Annotated in this window: 22 protein-coding genes; 1 reads left to right on the top strand and 21 read right to left on the bottom strand. The window is 31.1% G+C overall.

Annotated elements, in window-relative coordinates:
* Positions 1-382: 382 nt before the first annotated feature.
* Positions 383-1,420: a DNA polymerase III subunit delta gene (gene holA, locus CYK16_RS08225; RefSeq protein ID WP_060805633.1), complete on the bottom strand. Its 1,038-nt coding sequence runs from the start codon at positions 1,418-1,420 to the stop codon at positions 383-385.
* 33 nt (positions 1,421-1,453) lie between these two features.
* Positions 1,454-2,389 (bottom strand): dihydroorotate oxidase, encoded by a 936-nt coding sequence (locus tag CYK16_RS08220; RefSeq protein WP_060805634.1) that lies wholly within the window; start codon positions 2,387-2,389, stop codon positions 1,454-1,456.
* Between the two features lie 229 nt (positions 2,390-2,618).
* Between CYK16_RS08220 and gdhA the strand changes: the two genes are divergently transcribed.
* Positions 2,619-3,965, top strand: coding sequence for an NADP-specific glutamate dehydrogenase (gdhA, locus tag CYK16_RS08215; RefSeq protein ID WP_060805635.1), 1,347 nt, complete (start codon positions 2,619-2,621; stop codon positions 3,963-3,965).
* A 58-nt stretch (positions 3,966-4,023) separates the two neighbouring features.
* Here gdhA and CYK16_RS08210 read toward each other — a convergent pair whose 3' ends face one another.
* The 19 genes from CYK16_RS08210 to CYK16_RS08125 form a co-directional block, all read right to left on the bottom strand.
* Positions 4,024-5,211, bottom strand: a complete 1,188-nt coding sequence (locus CYK16_RS08210; RefSeq protein ID WP_037612959.1) for a tyrosine-type recombinase/integrase — start codon at positions 5,209-5,211, stop codon at positions 4,024-4,026.
* Positions 5,183-5,452, bottom strand: a complete 270-nt coding sequence (locus CYK16_RS08205) for a DUF3173 family protein (RefSeq protein WP_000450956.1) — start codon at positions 5,450-5,452, stop codon at positions 5,183-5,185. Before CYK16_RS08205 ends, CYK16_RS08210 begins: the two co-directional genes overlap by 29 nt.
* A 307-nt stretch (positions 5,453-5,759) precedes the next feature.
* Positions 5,760-5,981, bottom strand: coding sequence for a helix-turn-helix domain-containing protein (locus CYK16_RS08195; protein ID WP_016397755.1), 222 nt, complete (start codon positions 5,979-5,981; stop codon positions 5,760-5,762).
* A gap of 665 nt (positions 5,982-6,646) precedes the next feature.
* A complete protein-coding gene (locus tag CYK16_RS08190; protein WP_101776882.1) occupies positions 6,647-7,855 on the bottom strand; it encodes an MFS transporter in 1,209 nt (402 codons plus the stop codon).
* Between the two features lie 88 nt (positions 7,856-7,943).
* Entirely contained in the window at positions 7,944-9,101 is a 1,158-nt protein-coding gene (locus tag CYK16_RS08185; RefSeq protein ID WP_037612952.1) for a nucleotide sugar dehydrogenase, read from the bottom strand.
* Between the two features lie 23 nt (positions 9,102-9,124).
* Entirely contained in the window at positions 9,125-12,109 is a 2,985-nt protein-coding gene (locus tag CYK16_RS08180) for a non-ribosomal peptide synthetase (RefSeq protein WP_101776881.1), read from the bottom strand.
* 308 nt (positions 12,110-12,417) lie between these two features.
* Positions 12,418-13,425 carry a glycosyltransferase family 2 protein gene (locus tag CYK16_RS08175; protein WP_037612949.1) on the bottom strand — a complete coding sequence of 336 codons (1,008 nt, stop codon included), beginning with the start codon at positions 13,423-13,425 and terminating at the stop codon, positions 12,418-12,420.
* 42 nt (positions 13,426-13,467) lie between these two features.
* Positions 13,468-14,445, bottom strand: coding sequence for a phosphoenolpyruvate carboxykinase (ATP) (locus CYK16_RS08170; protein ID WP_037612947.1), 978 nt, complete (start codon positions 14,443-14,445; stop codon positions 13,468-13,470).
* Complete coding sequence (locus CYK16_RS08165; protein WP_041331786.1) at positions 14,429-15,628, bottom strand: methionine adenosyltransferase; 1,200 nt, start codon at positions 15,626-15,628, stop codon at positions 14,429-14,431. Before CYK16_RS08165 ends, CYK16_RS08170 begins: the two co-directional genes overlap by 17 nt.
* An 11-nt stretch (positions 15,629-15,639) precedes the next feature.
* On the bottom strand, positions 15,640-16,626 hold the full coding sequence (locus CYK16_RS08160) for a Rossmann-fold NAD(P)-binding domain-containing protein (RefSeq protein ID WP_101776880.1): 987 nt from the start codon (positions 16,624-16,626) through the stop codon (positions 15,640-15,642).
* Positions 16,610-17,353, bottom strand: coding sequence for a coenzyme F420-0:L-glutamate ligase (locus CYK16_RS08155; protein WP_037612706.1), 744 nt, complete (start codon positions 17,351-17,353; stop codon positions 16,610-16,612). Before CYK16_RS08155 ends, CYK16_RS08160 begins: the two co-directional genes overlap by 17 nt.
* 1 nt (position 17,354) lies before the next feature.
* Entirely contained in the window at positions 17,355-18,191 is an 837-nt protein-coding gene (locus tag CYK16_RS08150) for a sugar phosphate isomerase/epimerase family protein (protein WP_041331783.1), read from the bottom strand.
* On the bottom strand, positions 18,160-19,062 hold the full coding sequence (locus CYK16_RS08145; RefSeq protein ID WP_051415232.1) for a shikimate dehydrogenase: 903 nt from the start codon (positions 19,060-19,062) through the stop codon (positions 18,160-18,162). Before CYK16_RS08145 ends, CYK16_RS08150 begins: the two co-directional genes overlap by 32 nt.
* Before the next feature lie 156 nt (positions 19,063-19,218).
* The gene (locus CYK16_RS10925; protein WP_225915779.1) at positions 19,219-19,677 is read right to left on the bottom strand and encodes a hypothetical protein; all 459 of its coding nucleotides are present in this window, start codon (positions 19,675-19,677) and stop codon (positions 19,219-19,221) included.
* Positions 19,678-19,794: 117 nt separating this feature from the next.
* Positions 19,795-19,989, bottom strand: a complete 195-nt coding sequence (locus tag CYK16_RS10920) for a hypothetical protein (protein ID WP_225915778.1) — start codon at positions 19,987-19,989, stop codon at positions 19,795-19,797.
* A 520-nt stretch (positions 19,990-20,509) separates the two neighbouring features.
* A complete protein-coding gene (locus CYK16_RS10915) occupies positions 20,510-20,644 on the bottom strand; it encodes a hypothetical protein (protein ID WP_257960397.1) in 135 nt (44 codons plus the stop codon).
* 148 nt (positions 20,645-20,792) lie between these two features.
* Positions 20,793-21,659, bottom strand: a complete 867-nt coding sequence (locus tag CYK16_RS08135; protein ID WP_037612709.1) for a helix-turn-helix domain-containing protein — start codon at positions 21,657-21,659, stop codon at positions 20,793-20,795.
* A 114-nt stretch (positions 21,660-21,773) separates the two neighbouring features.
* Positions 21,774-23,597 carry an SAG1250 family conjugative relaxase gene (locus CYK16_RS08130; RefSeq protein ID WP_101776879.1) on the bottom strand — a complete coding sequence of 608 codons (1,824 nt, stop codon included), beginning with the start codon at positions 23,595-23,597 and terminating at the stop codon, positions 21,774-21,776.
* On the bottom strand, positions 23,584-23,949 hold the full coding sequence (locus CYK16_RS08125; protein ID WP_037612713.1) for a MobC family plasmid mobilization relaxosome protein: 366 nt from the start codon (positions 23,947-23,949) through the stop codon (positions 23,584-23,586). The genes CYK16_RS08130 and CYK16_RS08125 overlap by 14 nt, the downstream gene beginning before the upstream one ends.

Here is a 23,949-nt window from a genome sequence, read left to right as displayed (position 1 = left end):
TGATAACGTAAACATTCACTTTTTTCAAGTTTTTTGCTTATAGATAAGGAAATCACTGAAATACTTTCTAATAATACTCTTCTAAAATCTCTTCAAACCGCGTCAACGTCGCCTTGCCGTAGGTATGTTACTGACTTCGTCAGTCTTATCTACAACCTCAAAACAGTGTTTTGAGCTGACTTCGTCAGTCTTATCTACAACCTCAAATCAGTGTTTTGAGCTGACTTCGTCAGTTTCATCCGCAACCTCAAAGCAGTGCTTTGAGCAACCTGCGGCTAGTTTCCTAGTTTGCTCTTTGATTTTCATTGAGTATAAAATAAGCAAATCAGCAAGAAACCCACGACAAGATAATCCTGACGCGGGTTGTAGTTTCAAAAAAATGTCAATTGACCTGACTAGCAATCTGTAAGAGTGCCTTTTCAAAAAGGAAACCTTTTTCATAAAGACCTGTCTTAATCTGATAGTCTGTCTCAATCAAATAGGAAATAGCTTGCTTCAAAAAGCTCAATGAAAGTCCTCTTGAATCCCTCAACGCAAACTTGATTTGATAGGGATTGGGATTGCGTCCGAGAAAGCTACCTAAACTACTTGCAATCTGCGATTCTGTTTGCCCAGACTCCGCCAAAATTTTCACCTGAGTAAAAGTCCGAAATTGTCCTAGCATGACTGCAATCAACTTGATTTCATCTTCACCTTGCAAGGTCAAGTCTCTAACCAAATCGCGCGCCTGATCCATCTTTTTAGTCAGAATAAACTGAGTTAAATCAAAAATATTGTCCTGTAAGGTCTTGGGAATAGCGTTAACAATATCCTCTTCCTCGATAACAGAGTCTTCCTTATAGGACTGTAAAAAGAGGAGATTTTTCTGGATTTCACTAAATTGGAAACCAGACTTGATAAGTAGATTTTCAAAGGATTGCCCCACAAACTGCAGACCTTGTTTCTGGCTCCACTTTTGGAAATACTGGCGCAATTCTTGTTCTTTGGCTTCTACTGCGTCAAAAACCTTGGCATCACGCTTAAGTAATTTAACCAACCGCCTTTTGCTATCCAGCTTTCCTTCAGCAAAGATTAACAACTTGGTTGTTGGTGAAGGGTTATCAAGGTATTCCTCAAACGACTTGAGTTCATCATCTGTTAAAAAGCGCTTTTTAGCAGTCGTGATATCGACAAAATAATCCAATATCACGATTTTCTCATCCGCAAAGAAAGGAAGGCTGACTAACTCCAGTTCCACATCCTTGTAAACTACTTCTTTCATGTCAAAGTAGGCAAAGTTGAGGTCAGCAGAATCGTAGCCAATCTGTTTCAATACTTGACTCTTCATAACTTCAAACTGCCCCTGGTCTGTCCCTGTAAATAGGCTCAAGCTAGGTAAATTTGATAAAGTCAACTTCTGGCTTTCTTCAATGGCTAGCATCTTCTCTCCTTTCTTCTGATTTTTAGATTTAATTTAGTCAATATAGCGCAATTTCCCACGGAAATCTTCTAGGCTCTCGTACCCTTTTTCCGACATGATTTCTTTTAGTTCATTGGTAATGCGGTCAAAAGCACCAATTCCTTCTTTGTGAAGGGTGGTTCCCACCTGCACCATACTTGCTCCACAGAGGATATGTTCAAAGGCATCTCGACCAGTCAACACGCCACCTGTTCCGATGATTTGGATTTGAGGATTTAAGCGTTGGTAGAAAGCATGAACATTGGCTAGAGCAGTCGGTTTGATGTACTCTCCCCCAATCCCACCGAAACCATTTTTAGGACGAATAACGACAGACTCATCTTCTATATATAGGCCGTTTCCGATAGAGTTGACGCAGTTGACAAACTTAAGAGGATACTTATTGAAAATAGCTGCCGCTTGGTCAAAGTGAACAATGTCAAAATATGGTGGCAATTTAATTCCAAGAGGTTTGGTGAAGTAGGCAAATACTTCTGTCAAAATCCGGTCTGTTGTCTCAAAATCATAGGCAATCTGAGGTTTACCTGGAACATTTGGACAGGAGAGGTTTAGCTCAATCAGACCACGAAACTCACTCTCTTGTACTTTTTTCAAGATAGTATGGGTTTCCTCTGGAGACATACCGACTAGAGATAAGAAGAAAGTTCGATTTGGCTCTTTTTCTTGCAAATCCAAAAGATAATCCAAATAATAGTCTAAGCCCTTATTCGGCAAGCCCATAGAGTTGATAGAACCAAGTGGAACATCTTGATAGCGTGGCTCAGGATTTCCCTGACGAAATTCCAGGGTTGCTGTCTTAGTGACAAAGGTTCCTGCCGCTGAGTTTTTAACTCCTTCTAACTCCTCTATCGTCATACAAGCCACACCTGCTGCATTCATCAAACAATTGTCAAACTCAAAACCAGCAATTTGTGTTTTCGTTGATACCATGATTCTGATCCTCCAGATTCCTTTTATTGCTAATATTATACCACATTTTCAGATTTTCTCTTTAAGAAAGGCATTTATAAGAAAAACGTTCGTTTTTTATCTACTTTCAAAAAATCCCAAAAACTAAATTGAAAGAATTTTTAGAAAATTTTTGTTTTTTCTCTTTACAGTTAAAAAAAATTCTGCTATAATGACACTCATAATTAAATTAGAATTTAAGGAGAACGATATGACATCTGCTAAAGAATATATCCAAAGCGTGTTTGAAACTGTAAAAGCTCGTAACGGGCACGAGGCTGAATTCCTCCAAGCTGTTGAAGAATTTTTCAACACTTTAGAACCTGTATTTGAAAAACACCCTGAGTATATCGAAGAAAATATCTTGGCACGTATTACTGAGCCAGAGCGCGTGATTTCTTTCCGTGTTCCTTGGGTTGACCGTGATGGAAACATTCAAGTAAACCGTGGTTACCGTGTTCAATTCAACTCAGCTGTTGGACCATACAAAGGTGGACTTCGTTTCCACCCAACTGTTAACCAAGGGATTTTGAAATTCCTCGGATTTGAACAAATCTTTAAAAACGTCTTGACTGGACTTCCTATCGGTGGAGGTAAAGGTGGATCAGACTTCGATCCTAAAGGTAAAACAGATGCTGAAGTGATGCGTTTCTGCCAAAGCTTCATGACTGAATTGCAAAAACACATCGGACCATCACTTGACGTACCTGCTGGTGATATCGGTGTTGGTGGACGTGAGATTGGTTACCTTTACGGTCAATACAAACGCCTTAACCAATTTGATGCTGGTGTCTTGACTGGTAAACCTCTTGGATTTGGTGGTAGCTTGATTCGTCCAGAAGCAACTGGTTATGGTTTGGTTTACTACACTGAAGAAATGCTTAAAGCTAACGGTAATAGCTTTGCTGGTAAGAAAGTCGTTATTTCAGGTTCTGGTAACGTAGCTCAATACGCTCTTCAAAAAGCGACTGAACTTGGTGCAACTGTTATCTCTGTATCTGACTCAAATGGTTATGTCATCGATGAAAATGGTATCGACTTCGATCTTTTGGTTGATGTTAAAGAAAAACGTCGTGCTCGTTTGACTGAGTATGCTGCTGAAAAAGCAACTGCAACATATCACGAAGGTTCTGTATGGACTTACGCTGGAAACTATGATATCGCTCTTCCATGTGCGACTCAAAACGAAATCAACGGTGAAGCAGCTAAACGTTTGGTTGCTCAAGGAGTTATCTGTGTATCTGAAGGTGCCAACATGCCAAGCGACCTTGATGCCATCAAAGTTTACAAAGAAAATGGTATCTTCTACGGACCTGCAAAAGCTGCCAACGCTGGTGGTGTAGCCGTTTCAGCCCTTGAAATGAGCCAAAATAGCCTTCGCCTCTCATGGACTCGTGAAGAAGTTGATGGACGTCTCAAAGACATCATGACAAACATCTTCAACACAGCTAAAACAACTTCAGAAACATACGGTCTTGATAAAGACTACCTAGCAGGAGCTAACATTGCTGCCTTTGAAAATGTAGCAAATGCTATGATTTCACAAGGTATTGTTTAAGATTAACAATTTGCAAATCCTATTTTCTCCCAGTATTAGTGGGTTAATTCCTCAATTTTCAACTCTGGCAGGAATTTGGTAGGTAAATTGATAATCCAAGATTATCTAAACTGCTTGTAATCTCTTCTGAAATTGTTGAATCACCTGAATAATACCAATGACTATATGTATTCAACGTGGTTGACTTATCAGCATGTCCTAATCGATATGAAACGTATAAAGTATCCTTATGTAACACATTTATAAGATAAGAGGCATGGCTATGTCTTAAACCTTTACCTGTAATTTCTGGTACACCAGTAATCTTAGCATGCCTTTTTATTATCCTAGAAATTGTAGACTTACACAAGGGGGCACCAAAACGTGATATTACATAATCTTTATCATCATTCTTGATTTGAACTTCTCGCCATTTTTTAAGTATTGTAATCGTAAAATCATCTAAATCAATTTTACGATTCCCTGCTACTGTCTTTGTTTGTTGTTTAGCATACCATACACCGTTTTTGTCTTTCTCAATTGTCGAATGAACATGAATCCATTTACGTTCAAAATCAATATCTTCCCATTTAAGAGCAATACCCTCACTAACTCTTAAGCCAGTCATAAAATATAGCCAGATCGTCATGTAATTATGGAGTCCCTCATACTCACTAATATCAAAAGAGTTTATTACCTTCTTAAATTCATCAAATGTCCAAAATTTTGTATCAGGGTGCTTTCCTCTAGGATTATCTAATCCTTTAAAAGGAACTCTATCAATATAACCCAATCTTTCTGCATAGCCCAGACATGCTTTAAATCTAGACCACATATTTTTAGCATAGTTACTAGAATACTTGTCTATAATAGCTAAGCGAAATCTTTCACAGTCAATAGTACTAATATCTGATAATTTTTTACTACCAAATTGCTTAATAAATAACTGATGATGTGGTAAAGCGGTCTGATAAGTTACAAATTGAACTTTTTGTTGATAATATTTTAAATAAATCTCTTCCATAAACTCTCTAAAAGTTAGAAAACTATTATTAATAGTAGAGTTCACAAATTCATGTTTTAAACGAAGTATCTCTTCATATGCTTCCTTAAAAGAATTAAACGGTAGTCCCTGTTGATTTTTCCTTCCTTTCTTTTGAATTCTTTTCCCAGTTATTGGATCAACTCCTAATTCAATTTGAAAATATATTTTTCCTTTTGAATCTTTGTATACACCTTTATATTTCTTTGTCTTTGATATAACCATTTTTCTCACCTTCTATATCTGAAAAAGAAATACCAATTAAATTTTCTACAATATTTTTAGGAGCAATGCCTAACCTTTTATTATCGAAAGGTGAACATCCTAATTGTACCGCATTCTTATCATTTTTTCTAGCTTCTTCAAACTTTTTTACAGCAATCTTTTTTGCTTGTCTAATAATATTCCTCGATGTGTGCTCTGGAAAACCAATCGCAACTAAATCTTTATAGTTTACTGTTTCCATGATTTTACTACTTCCTTTCTTAGATTTTTTCACCTCCATGGCATGACTGATGAAGTCATCATAAGAATTTCACTTGCTGCTCTTTTACGGTGGCAGCCTGAACGGTCAGAAGTATCATTGTATATCATTTGTATCATGGCATATAAAGTATCGCTCTATTTTATTGATGGTTTTTATATCGCTCTTATCATGGCGAGCCATTCAAAACTGCTCCACAAATGAGGAAAGTACCATTTTGGACTATTTAATTGTCAAAGAACCAAATAAAATAATCTCCTCATTTTCACACTCTATGAAATTGAGGAGATTATTTTCTAAAGCGAATTTTATCAGGAAAATCTGTCAATCCCAATAGGTAGTCTGTACTGACATCGTAAAAGTTTGAGAGAGTTACCAATACATCTGCTGTTAACGTATGCTCACCCCGTTCAATTTTAGCATAAGCTGAGTTTGTAAACGAAAGTATTTTAGCTATTTGTTTTTGGGTCAAATCGTGATCTTCCCTCAAATCTCTCAAACGTCTGTACATCTAGCTTTCTCCTGAGAAAAGTATAATATATAAAACTAAGAAATCATTCAAAGTGTCCTAACTGGACATTTTGAACTAAAATTAATCTATTAAACATATCTCATAAGCATATCTATTATAGGTAAGACAATATTAAGAAAGACGGTCAAAATCTATTAACCGTCTAAAAATGTTATAAGCTATTAAAAAATCAGCAGTAATCCGGTAACAAAAGTCACATAATTTTGTTAAGGAAGGGATTAATGATGTCCAGATTACTACTAACCAGCAAATTGAAAAATGCTCAACATGATATTTCTAAGATGAATCTCTTACTTTCAGAACCTAAAAGTTGAATAATAGCCACTCCCTACTTATCAATAAAATTATCCGTTGCATTAACAGATGTATATAAACCAATCCATGGATTTCAAAGCAATTAACTAGACTTTATTTGTCAATAACCACAAAATTAAATTAGAAAAATCATTAGTAATTAATTGGAGTCCTTTATGATGCTTTTTAAATAAAAGTAATACTTCTCAATATTTTAACTGAACTAAAAAAATAGCATAATGATATCTTGATTGTATTCTTATAAAACAGATTGCCCTTCACATTCAACTGTGATTGATTAAATTCCAAAGGCGCTCTAAATTCTCTATATCAGATATTTTTATCATCTATCAATTTCTATCATACCTCTTCAATAGCGTGCTGAATATTAGCGATAATATCGTAATAGATACACCAATAATAAAAAGATTAAAAGTATTGTTAGGATTTAAAACTACTGAGAAAAAAACAGTACCTAGTGGCATAAAAAGAATAGCTACCGTAAAGATGATTCCAAATACTCTGCCAAGAAACTCATTATCTACGTCTCTTTGAACAATAGAGAAAAATTGGATATTAAAAATGGAAAGAAATAGACTAAATAATGCTGGAGAAAAGGCTAAAATAATGACGTTGCGGAACATATAATAGAGCGGCGCTACTAGCATTAACATCAAACCTGAATATGCTAAAAAGAGCATTAAACGTTTGCTTGACAAGGATTTATTGATAAATCCACTTAATATCGCACCAATAAAGCCACCAATCGCTTCGGCTGTTAAAAAGATTCCATATAGCCCACTTGAAATACTTCCAAACATTTGATTACTGTATGGCAGCAACAAATTATAGGCTGCTAGAAAAAAGTTAACAAGTGCTGAAAGGGCAATTATAATAAGAATTTGTTTATGACTATATACATACGTAAATCCTATTTTTAAATCATCAAAGATTCCTCTTATCGTCATATTCTCTTTTGTCTCCACCTCCTCATTTACAGGAGTAATGAAGAAAATTAGTGAGGTAGCAATTAAAAACGATAATCCATCTAATAATAACACACCATGTATTCCAAGTAACTTATATAAGAAAATTGCAATCATAGGAATTGTTACTTTAATCACAGTACTTGTTGTTTCTAACAATGAATTAAGTTGTGATATACTGTCCTTTTTTACAATTTCTTTCGTAAAAGCTTTGTATGATGGCCCTGAAAAAGCACTCATAAAAGCCAAAATGACATTTGTTATGACTATCGCATAAACCAACCATTGTTCTTGGGATATAAATGAAAGAGTTATGCAAGAAAGACCACATAAGATGTTTGTAGCAATAATAATTTTTTTCCGATTGAAGCTATCTGCAATGACTCCACCGAATAAATTAAATAGAACTCCTATCACACTTTCTAATGATTGATAGATAGCAACCAACGATAGTGACGTTGGATTGATCCCTGCAAGAAATCTGTTATTAGCGTAGTCAAACATAACATCTCCTATTCGAGATATACCTTTACTATACACCAAGTATAGAATATTTTTTTTCATATTATTCATTTTATAGACCTTTAAAATTCTCGGGTACGACAACTATTAACTGAAATTATTAAATAAAAAATACTTTGTTCAAATATCAATCTTTTTGTTAATCATATTGAAAAATATCTCGTGTAAAAACTTTTGAGTTATATTTCATCAGAATGTCATCTATTCTATTAGCAACTATAATATCAGAATGAGCACTAAACTCATTAAAATCATTAATTATAGGGCAATCCAAAAACATTTTGTCTTTAATTAAAGGCTCAAATATTACAACATCTCTGCCACTTCTTTTTATATGTCTAACAACATCAATTGTAGAAGATTCTCTGCAATTATCTGACTCTTTTTTTGAATTAATTCTATAAATTCCTATGGTTTTAGCTGAGCTATTTAAAATCATTTTTGCTATATGAACTTTTCTAAATAAATTAGACTTGTTTATACTTGTAATAATTGGCGCAGAAATATCTTTAAAATGATACTCTAATTGCTTAACATCTTTAGGAAGACAGTAACCACCAAAACCGAATGAAGGATTATTATACGAATTTCCTATTCTCCAATCGTACCCCATCCCCTCAATAATTTTTTTAGAGTCTAAATTCTGCATCTCAGCAAATGTATCCAACTCATTAAAAAAAGCAATTTTTTGTGCTAAGTATGCATTCGAAAATAGCTTTATCGCTTCTGCTTCAGAAGACCCAATTAATAAAGTTGGCAAGTTTTCTTCAACTGCTATTTTCATCATTATGTCTAAAAATAATTGAGAATTTTTAGATTCATTACCAACAATAATCCTCGAAGGATACAATTGATCATGAATAGTATAACCTTCCCGAAGGAACTCAGGAGAAAAAATTATATCATTATAGTTAAAACGATTTCTTAAATATTTGGTAAAACCTATTGGAACTGTTGACTTTACAACAATTGTAGCCTTTTTATTTATCTTTAAAATATTATCTATTGTAATTTCGACATAGGAAGTATCAAGCTTATTCATTTTCAGATTGGTTGGCAATGCCAATATTATAAAAGTTGCATCCTTATAAGCCAATTCTTCAGATGTAGTTGCATTAATATTTTTTGCCTCATGCAAAAATTTCTTTATAGCATTCTCTTTTAGAGGAGATTGCCTTTTATTTATTAAATCAACTTTTTTATTGTCAATATCAAAAAAAGTAACTACATGTTCTCTTGCAAGTAGTACCCCTATTGATAACCCAACATATCCAACACCTACGACTGTGATTTTCATATTACCCTCTATTATAAAGCTTTTTATAAATCAATTTTTTTGTTAGATAAGATATAAAATTGATTTTTATACCTGAATGAAGTTATATAAATTCTAGGGTGTTTACCTAAGAATTCAGATATATCAGAAAAAGAATCTAAATATTGCTTCTTTTTCTGCTCACTAATAATACCTATAAAGTTTAAAGAAACCAAAGAAATACTAGCAAGTTTTTTCTTGATCTCTTGTCGCCAGTTTGACACATTTGGATAAAATTCATTAAAAATGAACCCAGGTCTATAGTAGATTACATTATCATCTTCACTGATGAAAAGGGGGAAATTCCTTTTTTTATATTCCTCAAAGGTATCTTCTTCTCTATAAATCAAATATTTAGAACTATGACAATCCCCAATTGTATTTTGTAGATTAAGAGCCTTTAAATCTCTGTTATTAAAGATTGTAAATATTATTAAAGTACTATTCCCGGATGCTTTACAAAGTTTTTTTGAAATTTTAAATGAAATATATAAAATACTATCAATATTCGAATAATCTGGTGCGTGGATGATCGATAAAGAATTCAAAGTGTCTGAAAGAAATTTCGTATGGTGTTTAATTTTTTTAGATTCTTTCAATAATAAATGATGATATTGATTTTTTTCCAATGAATCTTTTTTGTTTATTTCTCTTATTTTCTCACAATAATATTTATAATTTTCATCATTTGTTAATGTATCTTCGATACCACTAACTAGTCTACCAATTTGCTTTTTTATAATACTGATACTGGATAAATCGGATATAGAATGGTCCATTTGAATAATAATTTTCCCATTCAATCCGTTGCTAATAATAATTGGCATCGCTAATTGTCCGCCTTGATTACGTGATGTAGGAATCATATCTTCCCCAACATCTTCAAGTAAATCTTCCAAATAAGTTAGTTCAGACTGGTTTGATACTTTTAATACTGGTATATCCAAATTAGGTTTTACAATTTCAAAGTCCATTCGTTTTTCATCTACAGAGATTTTTGAGTGCAATAAACTATTTGAAGCAATCACTTGTTGGACAACTGATTTAATTTTTTCAATACTACAATTTTTATATTCAAAGGTTGAAGTTAAAATATTTCTATAGTTATCATAATAGTAAATTCTTTGGCAATGTATAGCCTGAAATTTGGAAATCACTTTATTGTTATTTCTTAAATAACTGTCATATAAAAATTTTATTTCAGTCTTTGAATAAAAATCTTCATTTCTCATGTCCAGCAAGTTATCAGTTTTTTCTACATGTAATTTTCTTTTTATATTGCCCTTAAGTTCTCGAATCAAATCATAGAGTTTTTTCCCATAAATATCATCCATGGGTATTGAAACTCCATAGTAATCTTCAAGATCTAATATAAATGTAAATAAAGAAAGTGAATCTCCTCCATTTTCAAAAAAATCTTTTGAAATATCCAACTTAGTAATAGAAATATTTAATTTCTTAGATACTAGTTTTAAAATCTGTACTTCATCATCACTTAGATTATTATAATCAGCTGCACTTACCAAATTATTTTGATTTCTCTCTTTAAATATTTCTTTTAAAAAAGTTTTATCTATTTTTCTATTAACAGTCATAGGAAACTGTTCAACCTTAATAAAGGAATTGGGTATCATATATTTTGAAATATTTTTTAAACAGAACCTTTTAAGATTTTGAGGACTGATATATCCTGTATAAAAAGCGACTATTTGCTTTTCAATCTGTAATACTAAAACTTGAATTACTTTACTATTGCTCTCAATACCTTTTTCAATTTCCCCTAACTCTATACGAATTCCATTTCTCTGAATTTGATTATCTTTTCTTCCAACATAGTAAAGACTTCCATTTTTATAGTAAACAATATCACCAGTAGAATAATATCTATCCCCATCAATTACTGGAAATCTTTCATTATTTAGACTTGTGTTAGTATACCCTTTTGATACTCCCTTCCCGCCAATATAAAGTTCACCATAATTGTGGGTTCCGTTGCTTTTAATGATATATTTTACACCCTCTAATGGAACACCTATGGGTATATCTTCCGTCTCGTCTTTCGTAATAATATGCGCTGTCGCATATATTGTAGTCTCTGTAGGCCCATACGCATTAATCAATTTAAAATTTAGCTTATTTCTTTTCCAAAGTCTATAAATTGATAAATTAAATTTTTCACCAGCAATAACAACATACTTAATGGTAGAATCTAATTTTTGCAATATCGGTTGTTCTAATCTCTCTATAAATGCTAAAAATGCTGCAGGAGAAAAGGCTAGATGCGTTATTTTATTTTTAAAAATAATTTCTGCTAAACATTTATAATTCGAGGGAACACTCAAATCTAGACAGTATACGCTACTGCCGCTCACTATCCAACCTAACATTTCTGTGATCGATACATCAAAACTATATGGTGTTGAAAATAAATATCTAGATTCTTCGACGGCAGGTGTTATAGTATTCAAGTTCCTTATGATATAATCTAAATTGGCTATCGACACTATTACACCTTTTGGTTCACCCGTTGATCCAGATGTGTGCAAAATATAAGCTTCTCGTTCTCTAAGGTATATAAAAGGATTTTCTATCGGCAATTTCTCATCTGATTTCTTTGTAATAAATTCTGAAACATCCAAAAAATTCGTTTTTGAAACATACGGAATATTTTTATCAGATATGTACATCACAGCTTGGGTGGATGAATAAATTTTTTTAATTTTATCTCCATTTAAAGAGTAATCTATCGGAACATAACAGTTATTCGATTTTAATATTGCAATCATAGCTAATATTTGATTAATCCCATGTGGTAAGATAACAGCAACACGTTGGTTCACCCCTATTTTGCGAACTATTTGATTAGCTACTATATTAGTTATTGTATCCACTTCACAATATGAAAGTACTCTTGTATTATCTTTTATAGCAGTTCTACTCGGATCTGTTTCTCTAATTGTCCCCAACATATCCATTAACATCTCAATCATACTATTCTCCTTTCTAAAAAAATAGATTCATATTTTCTATTCCTACCTTTTAATATCAATATCAAAATTCATACTGACGTTAACCTTACTGAGTATTATTAAAAGAATTGTTCAAAAATTGAATATTTTTGTACCTCAGTAAGAAAACTGACTCAGATAATGATTCACAATCTATAATAGATGTATCGTTATAGTTCAAAGTAACAACAATAAACTATTAATGCAAACAAGCAAACCAACCTATTGAATCCACTATTTATATTAACTAAATATGTTAAAATATTCAATAAATCATCCTCTCTCTATATTTAATTAGAGTCTTTAAGTTTACTATACTTTAGATAATTGTATATCCTCAACAAATAAAATGGTAATAAATGTACTGAATGTTCTTCACTACTATAATTGTAAATATTTTTAACCGCATTAGACAATATTCTGTCCCACTCTACATCTAACAGTCCATATGAATACTTGTTCTCTTCTTGTAATAAAAATAACGCCTTTTTCTTTAAGTTCTCAATATCATCGTTGGAAGGGATATCATTTGAATGAATAAACCGTCTTAAATGATTCTCAAAATCTATATTTAAAATCCATCTGTCTTTATTTGAAAAATCATCTTTGATAGTCTCGAAAAAACTTTGAGAAACTTCTAAAAAAATTTTTTCAATTTTCCCAAAGCTTTTTTTATGAATCTTTGATTGTAAATCAATTTCCTTAATTTTGTATGACTTTAACATCGCAGTTAAGGTTAAAAAGATATCTATTCCGTAACCTTTTGAATACTTGTGCCAATTACACTTCAAAGTTAACTCTTTTACCAGTTCCTTTGAAAAACCAAAATCGCCAGAAATACATTGATAAGGTACGTCACTTTTAAAAATTTTCACTAACATAGGATAAATAAAATGATTCGTCGCATTTCCTTCAAAAAATTTTCTAGCATAATTTGGGATTATAAGATCATAACCAGATTCAATTGACATAAACATTTTTTCTAGCCATATTTTTTCCAATGAGACAACGTCCCCGTCAATCAAAATCAAACCTGAAAAACTTGAAAAATTATTTATCGTATATTCAAAAATATTTCTCACGTTATAACCTTTTCCCTTTAGCTTTGATACTATCGAAATTTTGGTATTATAAGTTTTTGTTTCTAAAAAAATCTGAGGTGTTCCATCTGTACTATTACTATCTGAATTAATAATAATAATTTCCTTCCCTAAATTTACAGCATACTCATCGATTTGTTTAACCAATCTACTGATATTATCTGCCTCATTTAAGGTTGGAATGCCTATCACAAACATATTTACCACTCCTTTTTCAATATATTCACATCAATTCCCAATTCATTCGTAATATGAGTTTTCACTAGCATTTTCTAAAATCTTTTTTGCTAATTTATCAGGAGAATCTGCAATAATTTTATATAATTTATTATTAGTGAAAATTTTCTTTACTATTTGTTCACGTACTCTATTATTTTTTTCATAATTTATTAAAGGCATAGCAGAAAAATACTTTCCTTTATCTGATTGAAAACATGCAACTTGTCCAGATATATGTCTTCCCAATATTTCATTTAGAAATAAGCTGGCTAAACTATCATTCCAAATTGATTGACATATTTGTTTTTCTTGTTTGTCTGCTTTTATGTAATAAATTTCTGAAATTTCAACAGAAAAATTACAAGTACGTATCCCTAACTCTCCTGGGTCAATTGAAATTTTATCATCCCAGCTTGCCTGATTGAAGTGTGATGGATGATTAAAATATTTACTAAACAGTCTAAATAGTAATTTATCTGACAAAACAGCTGTTCTTCTAATTTTAAAGAATGAGGTTCCTGCACAAGTTACTAATATTCCAGAATCTAAGCCAAATATTACTTGATCATTACCTATAAGGTGGTATCCATGTTCTATACAAAGTCTGAGTGCGACAGTAGTTTTTCCAGCACCTTTATCCCCTAAGAGTAAAATTGAATGATCCGTTATAGGATTATAAACTGACGCTGCATGAATTAATAATGTATTATCCTGCTCAATCAAAAGACACTCAGCTAAATACTCTCCAATGTAATATAGTGAAATACCTTCTTTAAAATAATCTAATCTACCATAAACTAAAATACTTCCATTGCCATTATATTTTATATATTGTTGATTACTCTCAATAAATTTTACACTACCTAAAATCTTTATTGTTTCGCTAGAACATCTTATTTTATTATCCTGCTCTTTTATATTTTGAAATATAAAGTGAGGTACATCAAAAGAAATTCCGACAAACCCAAAATATAAAATTGTCTTATCCATTATAAACATTGGTTTTAGGAATAAAATGTTGAGTTGATAAAATTAGATTCGTATTTTTTGAACCTTTACATAAATGCCTATTAATAATTTCCAATACCCTTGTTTGATCAATACTTTCTTCTGTTTGAATATATAAATGGGTTGGTTTATACAGTTCTGAACCAATATTTGACTGCATAATTACTTGGCATGGAGTCTTAAACGTTTCATAAATATCTTTAGCAATAATATCAGATAAAAATCCCCAAACTTTCCCTACAAAATAAGTACAATTTTTACCTGCTGGTGCTTCCATAGTATTTGGTCTAAAGCTTGATATGATACCATGAGTTTTATTCCCTCGACCAACGGCACCTTCTTCTCCAAAATCAATACAAGAACCTGTAGAAGTTAAATAGTAATTATAATCAATAGAATAGTTTAGCTTTTTATACTTTTGTTCAACATACTCCTTAATTTTTTCTACATGTTTATCAACATATAGCCTACTTTCAATCTCGTTGTTAAAAAATTTACTTATTAAGGGAAAATTTATTCTAATAGAATAATGTAAATCGTTCCTTACAACCATCACTTTAATATCTCCACCCATTTGAATAAATCGTGGCGTTGGCAATTTATTGATATCTAGTTTATAAAAATACCCTTCAATCATTAAGGCTAATTCTTCCGAAATTGTTAAGGGCCAATAACTTATCATTGTAGCTGTATCATTTGCCTTTGGTACATCTTTATACTCTGGTAAGTCTTCTATTGTAGTAGGGGAGAACCAATTAGATTTTGTAGTAAAATCTGAAGTCAATGTTTCGAATTCTACGTAATTTTCAACATCTAAGTTGGGGAGAATTCTATTTAAATATTTAGTTGCAGCTTTTTTTTGAATTTTAAAAAGTGGAATTGGAATATCAAAACATTTTTTGCTCGCCCTACCTAAAAAAATAATTTTAATTGGTTCAATAAAGTCACTACCACCAAAATTCTGAATGGAATGTCCACCTCTTATAATGATTTTATCAAAATTATGATGTGGAATAATGCCAAATCTATTCAAACAGTACTGAGAATAATCAATTTCAATTTGCTCTGCTATCCCATCAGCTAAGGTATCAGGATGACCTAATCCTTTACGTTCTACAACCTCATATGCTAATTGACTTGGACTATAAAAATCATTAGTAATTTTTAATTCCATAATTTATACCTCTATACATAAATTTTATTGCATTCTAAATATAATTTAAGTAACACTTTTGTTATTTCAATAGCACTAATAATATCACACCCTCTTGGTATCCTATTCTCTTCTAATAATGTTAATTGTTTATCTATCATATCATCAGAAATTTGAATTTTATTATCACCATTAATTAACTCACTTCTATATCTTTCAATCTTAGGATGTGGATCAAAAATCAGAATTGAGTCATCAATTCTAGCAGTTCTTACTGTTCCATTTTTCCGATTCATCTGCTTTCCATCTTTTATCGAAAAACTCCCTAAATTACTGTTAATTTCTATCGATATATTTCTAATTCTAGATAAAATTTCTATCGAATAATCATGGTTTCTTAAATCTTTTATATAAAGATTATTTACAAAAACACCATTAACAAATTCATCTGATGATATTCCTAAATATCTTAAAATCGCTAATATATGCGGAAGTTCGATTCCGTAACCTAATATCTCCTCATCTAAAAATCTTCCATTTTCATTATCCGAGATTCTATTTTTAGAAAATTCAATCTGTATTTTTTCTGTTCCACTCAAAGAAAAACATCCATGATTTGAGAAAATATCTAAAATTGTAGAATAAAAATATTGTTCACTCACAAAAATATTTTTTTCTAAATCTGGTTGCTTTTTTATGATTGAAGTAATTTCCTCTAGATCTTTAAATGTATTACAAAGTGGTTTCTCTATACTAACATATGAAAATAAATATTTTTTTAGAATATTCTTCAATACTACTACATGTTGGTTAGTCGGAGTACAAATTTCAATGTTAAAATATTGTCTCGATAAATCATCATCTACACTGATTCCTTTGTTAAGTAATATTAAATTACAAAATTTTATATCTTTTACATATACATTGTAGCCTCTGCCCATCCATTTATAAGCTTTTATTTTCCCAATTTTACCAAATCCAACCATTAAAATATTTTTACTCTCAATTGGAACTCTCATTAATTGCATCCTTAATATTTGTCGTTTCAGACCACTCATATTCTATGCCTTTGATAATAACAGCAGGAATTCCTGTTCCACGTTGCCCCATTACTAAACCAGCACTAGCTGCAATCATGTCACATAAAGTTTCTTCTTGGAATTTTATTGTCTCTCCATTAGAATCTATTACTGCTGTTTTCCTCAATGGAGGAATACCATAAATGCCAATTGCTACTTGAGTAGCTCCTCTTTTATCCTCCCTACCATCACTATCAGTTATAACAACTGCCACGTTCTTACCAAGTGACAGTTTAAGATATTCTGAGATTCTTTTTGCAGAAGCATCTGGATTTTTAGGCAAGAGAAATACTTCATCAACTGATTTTTTATCGATTCCACCACTTGTCAACTTTAAACCATTTTCCAATCTACATCCAATGTAATTTTTTTTTATATCTAAACGTGACAGGTCTCTATCAACTAAGTTGAGCATAATTTCAATTATTCTAGGATCTTTACGAGGGATGCTCTTCTGAATTTCTTTAGCTTCATCACTCACTTGAACCTGTTTCAAAGACAAAACTTGATTTTCTGAAATAGACACAATTTTAGAAGCTATGCAAAGTACGTTATTGTCCTCAATAGAAAAATCTGAATCTTTAATACTCTCTGCAATAAACTTTTCTAAATTTTCACCTTCTTTCAAATAAGGAATATTCTTTAAACCAACTATACTTAAATTCATTTTAATCTCCATCAATATACTCACTTAGGGTTAAATAGGATTTTCTCACTACTTCTGCCTTTTTATCCAGTTCTTTTTCATGTACTTCTAAACTAAAAATTAAATTTATAAAATGTTCACGGATTTCATGAATGAGAGTTTTGAAGTTGATAATTCCTTTTCCTAATTCTACATAATATATTCCTGAATCATTAATAATATAATTCTTACAATGAATATAATAGATATAATTTTTCAATTTTTGAATAAGCTGGCCTACTTTGGGATCAATTCTATAATAATTAGCTATATCAAACCAAATTTTTAAATTTTTTATCGATTTTTCATCTATAAAATGCCCTATTTTTATCAAGTCGTCTGCAGTGCTCACAGCAGTCCCTAACTCATTCTCAATTAAAAAAATAATATCAGTCTCATTTAACATACTCAAAAATAGTTCATTGCACAAGAAATCATCTACTGAACACCCAATTCCACCAAATATTCTTATATATTTAATATTTAGGAATCTAGCTATAAAAATAATTTTTCTTATATAGAGCCATTGTTCATTTAATGTAACACTAGTCGACATACCATATAAATCAAGATTACTTTCTAAATTCTCTCCTTTTACATTCCATTTAAAAAGTGGACTCGCAATGGAAACCGGGGTTATATTATACTTTTGCAATTTTTCTTTTAAATTGATTAACTCTTCGTCACTAAGTTTTATAATATTTTTATTATTTATCATTCTTAATTCACAACTTTTAATTGATAGATTATTTAAAAATTTCAACGAAGTATCTAAGCTATCTGATATTTCATCGAGATTTACTGTTATATGAAAAACCATCTGTTTCTTGTATCTTCCTTTCCAAAAATTTATGTATCCGTACTATATCATCTTTTAGTAAAAAATACTTACTATCATTGATTTTATCGCACCACAATGAAAATGCCTCGATCCCTTGAAAAAGTAAAACCCATAAACCGTCTATTATTTTTACTCCTTTACTACTAAAATATTTATGAAGCTTAGTGTGTAAAGGATTGAAAACTACATCCATAAAGTATTTATCTTCATAATTAATACTATCTAACTGCTTAAGATTTATAGGTAAATCATCTTCATAATTTACCATTCCAACTGGTGTAGTATTTATTATGATCTCTATATCATTTAAAAGTTGTTGATTGACCAATTCCTGATATGTAATAAACTTTAGATCAGAAAAACTTTCCATTAAACTCCATGTATTTTCACTAATTGGCTCTCTATATACAATGACTGGTGAGATTTGTAGTTTTCGTAAAGCAAAAATAGCCGCCCTTGAAGTACCTCCAGTACCCCAAATACAACATTTTTTTAAATGGTTAACATTGAAAAAATCTAATGTATCATAAATACCTTTCCAATCAGTATTAGTTCCTATAATAATATCTCCAGTTTTGTAAATATTGTTAACAGAACCGGTTACCTCAGCTACTTTATCTAAAGTATCAATATATTTCATTGTTTCTCTTTTATAGGGTAAAGTTATGTTTAATCCAATGCATTGTGGATCATTTATTAGATTTTTAATTTTTTCTTCTAAACACACTGAGTTCACTAAAATTTTCTTATGTTTATAGTCGTCTAAACCTCCTATAATATTATTTAGATATTCAAATAATTCATCCGATATAGAATGTTCCACTGGATTACCAAGTAATGCAGAATACATAATATTCCTCCCCACTTTTTTAAATAAGATACTACTAATTAAAAATATTTGTTACACACTGTTATATATTATTCCTAAGTATCTTAGCCACCAACAATAATGATAATATCCATCAACAAAATCAAAATCGTGAAAAGTTTCTAAATTTCTTCATTCTTAGACTTCCTTTCCGTTTTTATTTAAAGGCAGTTTACATTTACCAAAGTAAAATTGATTTTCATTTTCTGTATGACACAATATATGATTATCTTCAAATCTATACTCACAATATGGAGAAAACGTTAACGCATTCTCGCTAGAGCCAATCAAACTATACCTAGGAGCATCTACTGTTCTTTTTTCTGATTTTTTATTGATTATTCTAACTATTTCATCATATTGAAAACCAAAATAGTTCAATAAAATAAACCACGAACACTCTGCGAATCCATTTTCTTTTAGTCCTCTATATGTAATAATAGTATCAACATTTGATTTGATTAAATCATCTACATATGATTTTCCTGATAGTACAGTTCCAAAACAAGAAGCTAAGAAAATCACTTTATTTTTTTTAGAGTCTAAAAAATCAACTAATATCGTATCATTACTATTAATTGCTATTGCTTCTGACACTAATTTTTCTTGACCTAAATATAATAAATTACCATTACCATGAACGATTGCGGATAAATAGTTAATTTCTTTTAAATTACATAATTTTTCATATACATTCCCTTTACGATTTACAATCTAAAAATTTTCTCTAGAGATTTCTTTAATTGAAGAATCAAGCATATTTAATATTATATTCGCATTACCCTCAATTTTATATGGATACAAAAATTTCGTAATTAAAACAGATAGTGCCTCTAAATCATGAGAAACTAAGTATGTAATATTATATATTGATAATCTCATAATCAGACTATCTAATTCTTTTGACATTGCATACTCACTGATAAATATGTACTGTTTATTCCTATTTAACAAGGCTTCTGTTTTAATTTTTAAAAATTTTGCACCTATACATTGTGATAATGCATATGCAATATCATAATCTCTAGTATCTGCATATAAAATCTCTAAATCTAAATTAGATAAATCTCGCCTGATTCTATCATCTAACTTAAAGTAATTTATATTTCCAGTTTTAGAGTATAAAATTAGATTCTTACATTCACTTATTTTAATAAATAATCTAATTTTTTATTTGTAATAATGACCTCTTGCATAGTAAAAATCCTTTAATAATTAAACAATTGCATATATGATTAGTAAGTATTTAGTTATAACTAAATACTTACCTGTACAGGTAAGACTCTCCTTACAAATATAATGATGATTTAAACAACTTTTTAAACTATATTTTACTCCCTTCAATACATCTGCCAGGATATAGAATTCAAACACCAACAATTTTAATCCTCTTTTTTAATATATTAATTTTTTTCTAATATCTAAATTTTTATCTAGAAACACCGTTTGCAGGACCAGGATCAATTTCTGTTGCCTTTATATGAGATTGGGGTTTCGATACAATCCCTAACAGAATTAAAACTATAACTACTAAAGTAACAATTTTTTTAAACAAATTTTTCATATTTCTCTCCTCTTTTTTGCCTTTAGTTTATCACTTCGATGTTATTATGTCAACATTTTTATAAGGTTTTTTTATTTTTTTTTATTAAATACATATTTGTATTATTTTGGATTAAAAAAAAACGATGCTTAATTGAACATCGTCTTTGCTATTCTGTTATATCTGCAATATAATGCTCGATTTTAAGAGCCATTGACATATTGCCCTCAAGCTTATATAGGAAATAAGCCGTTTCAAAGTACTCTTTTACTGCAACTTTAGAAGAAAAATTCTTACTGACATTTCCCATCAATACATACAAATCAGCCAAAAGATATGTTGTTCTATACGTCTTACATTGCTTTATCGTATCTGTGATTTTAGTAATAGCCTCTTCAGTATTATTCTGCAACCATAGATAGCGACAAACATTATAATTAAATTTAATAGAAAGGTTTAATTCTTCGATTGTGTTTAACTTGAGTTGATTTACTTGACACTCCAACTTTTCTCGAATTTCATTAAAGCTCTCTAAATCTTCAATATCATAATAAAAATTAAATAGAGTATTTGAAACTTGAAGGTAGAACAGGTCAGTTACATTTAACTGAGACAGTACCTTCTCCAATCTTGCCACAGCTTCCTCTTTTTGCCCATAGAAATAAAAATCTATAAGAGATTTTATCCACTCCATATAAAATTTATTTACTAGAGACAAGCGATGTACCTTTACACTCTCTAATTCATATATATACTTCAAAGACTCATAATTTCGATTTGTGATAAATGTCTGGGCTAACTTCTTAAACTCTGATAGCTCATCAATCTCTTCTACAATTTGCTCATTAAAAAAATAATCTATACTAACTTTTAACTTCTTAGACAGAGCATATAAAAAGTCTGCTCCTGGAGTAAATTCTCCATTCTCTAATCGACTAATCTGTCCCTGTTTACATATCCCCTCGGCCAATTCTCGCTGAGACATTTTTAATTCTTTTCGTCTATTTTTTAATCTGGTTGCTAATAGTGTGCCCACGTTTGCATTTTCCTTTTCTATTCGATTTCAATTTCAATTGTAACATGATTAAATTTTAAATACAAATTTATAAGCCAAAAGATACAAATTATATATAAATAATGACTAGATAGGTTATTTTTGAAAACCCATCTCTTCTTCTTTTGAAATTTTCTTACTCACACGATTGATAAACTTCTTCATTTTAAATACGATGTTCTCATATCTATCTTTTTCTAATGCCAATTGATTTCCCAACTCCTTCAGATTCTCTTCCACAACATTAATACTAATTGCCTCAGTTATATTCAATTTTGAAAGATTCAACTTCATTTCTTGCTTGTTTTTAACTGAAGACAGTAAATATTCTGCTACTTGATTTAAGGTTATCACTCGTTCTTGCAAAGCATTGATTCTCAACTCAGACGCTGCTAGTTCACGCACTAGCTCGTCTTTAATCGTGATATAAGATTGATTTTCCACATTCAACTTAATCAAAGCATCCACTTCTTCAATCTTTTCTTCAATCATCTCCACAGTCGTTTTTCTGTGGAATGGAATTGTTTGATTTTCAGAGCTGAATTGGCGAATCAACGTTCTACCTTTCATATAGCGGTTTTTCTCGGCGTCATCTTTGTGATAGACATAGTAGGCGCTAGTTTCTCTAATAAAAACCTTTACCTTATCCTCTTCCATATCTAGCTCCATGTTAGGTACAAAGACAAGCCCCTCCTGACGAATACCAAACTTGATCTTGATGTAAATTCCATCATCCACTACTTTTTCGATTTGATTAAATGACAACTCTACCTCAAATTCATGAACAGCGTCCCTGTTTTTCCTGAACCCTTGATAGGACTCCCAAAATTTCTCCTCGCTTGGGAGTTCTTTTTCTTTGGAGATTTTCTCTTCTTGATAAACTTGAACTAAATCCTTAAGTTCTGGAGCTTTCAATTTTTTTCTCTTTTCAAAATAATCTTTGAAAAATTCTACATCGTAAAGATTTTTCTTATTTATTTCGGTCTCTTTCACCTCTACTCCTGAAAATTGAAAAGAAACATGCTTTTGCTTAGGACTGATATTTAATCCAAATAGTTTTGCTTTTTTTATCAGAGTTTCTAAGTTATCAACATTGGGTAGAAGAAATTCCATAAGCTCTTCTATTTTTCTTTTGGCAAAGTAATTCTTGAAAAACTCTTCTGTGTAAGGTTGCTTGCGATTGAGTTTATTACCACGCACCACTTGTCTCATAGTTGAGTCCGTCATAAAAAAGGTGGTATGCTTGTGACTGAAATCCATCTCCATATGTAGTAATGGAGCGTTCTTTTTTAAATCCTCAAAATCGGTAGAATTTTCAATCAAAAAATAGAGTCGCTGCTTGAGTTCGTACTTGTAATTGGTCTTACGATAAACTTCAAACTGCTGGTGGGAATAGCGATTCTCTATAATTTTCGCCCCTGCAATTTTAGAAAATCTATCTGAAATCATTCGAAGATTTCGTTCCACATTATAATCCCACTTGAGTTTTTTGTCCGAATTACTATCAACCGAGTTGATAATGATGTGATTATGGAGGTGATTTTTATCAGCGTGAGTCGCAACGATAAAACGAAATTTTCCACCGGTTAACTCCTTCATTGTCTCATAGCCAATCTGATTGATTTGTTCAGGAGTGAGATGATCCTCTGGAGAAAAAGACTGAATGATATGATGGGCATGAATTTTTCGTTGCTTTTCCTCTAACCTAGCATGCCGAAAATTATAAAGCGTATCATTGCTGATAAAATTTTCATGATACATCTGCACCATCTCATCATAGCTAGGAAAATCCAGAAAATTTCTCATGCCATAGTCCGATACCAATGCAAGATTCTTAGTCTTATCAGGATTAAGAATATACTTGATAATTTTTCTGCGATAACTCTTTCCGTGAATGGCAAAATGCTTAGTGATGACCATAAAACTCCCTCAACTTTTTTGCTTGAACACTAAACTCTTTCTCTACCTCACTTATCAAGTCAGCGATTCCCTTTTTCAAGTCTTGCAATTCTTCACTTGAAATCAACTGAGATTGATTAACACTTCGGGCAATCTGGTTGATGTTATTACCAATCCTCTTCAACTCAAATATCAAATCTTGATAACCAGTTGTATCAATGGTGATGAAATTCATACCAGGGTCAAGTAGGGTTCGTCGAGCATATTCTGAAAAAGATTTACAACCGCTTTGATCGATGCAATGTTTCAACTGACTCAATTCGCTATCAGATAGGAAAACTTTCTTTAGCTTAGTTCGGTAACGATTTTCCAT

Source organism: Streptococcus oralis subsp. dentisani (assembly GCF_002860905.1).
Classification (GTDB): Bacteria; Bacillota; Bacilli; order Lactobacillales; family Streptococcaceae; genus Streptococcus; species Streptococcus oralis_BA.
The sequence above is the reverse complement of the archived record's forward strand: the minus strand, read 5'-3'. Positions and strand labels throughout refer to the sequence as shown.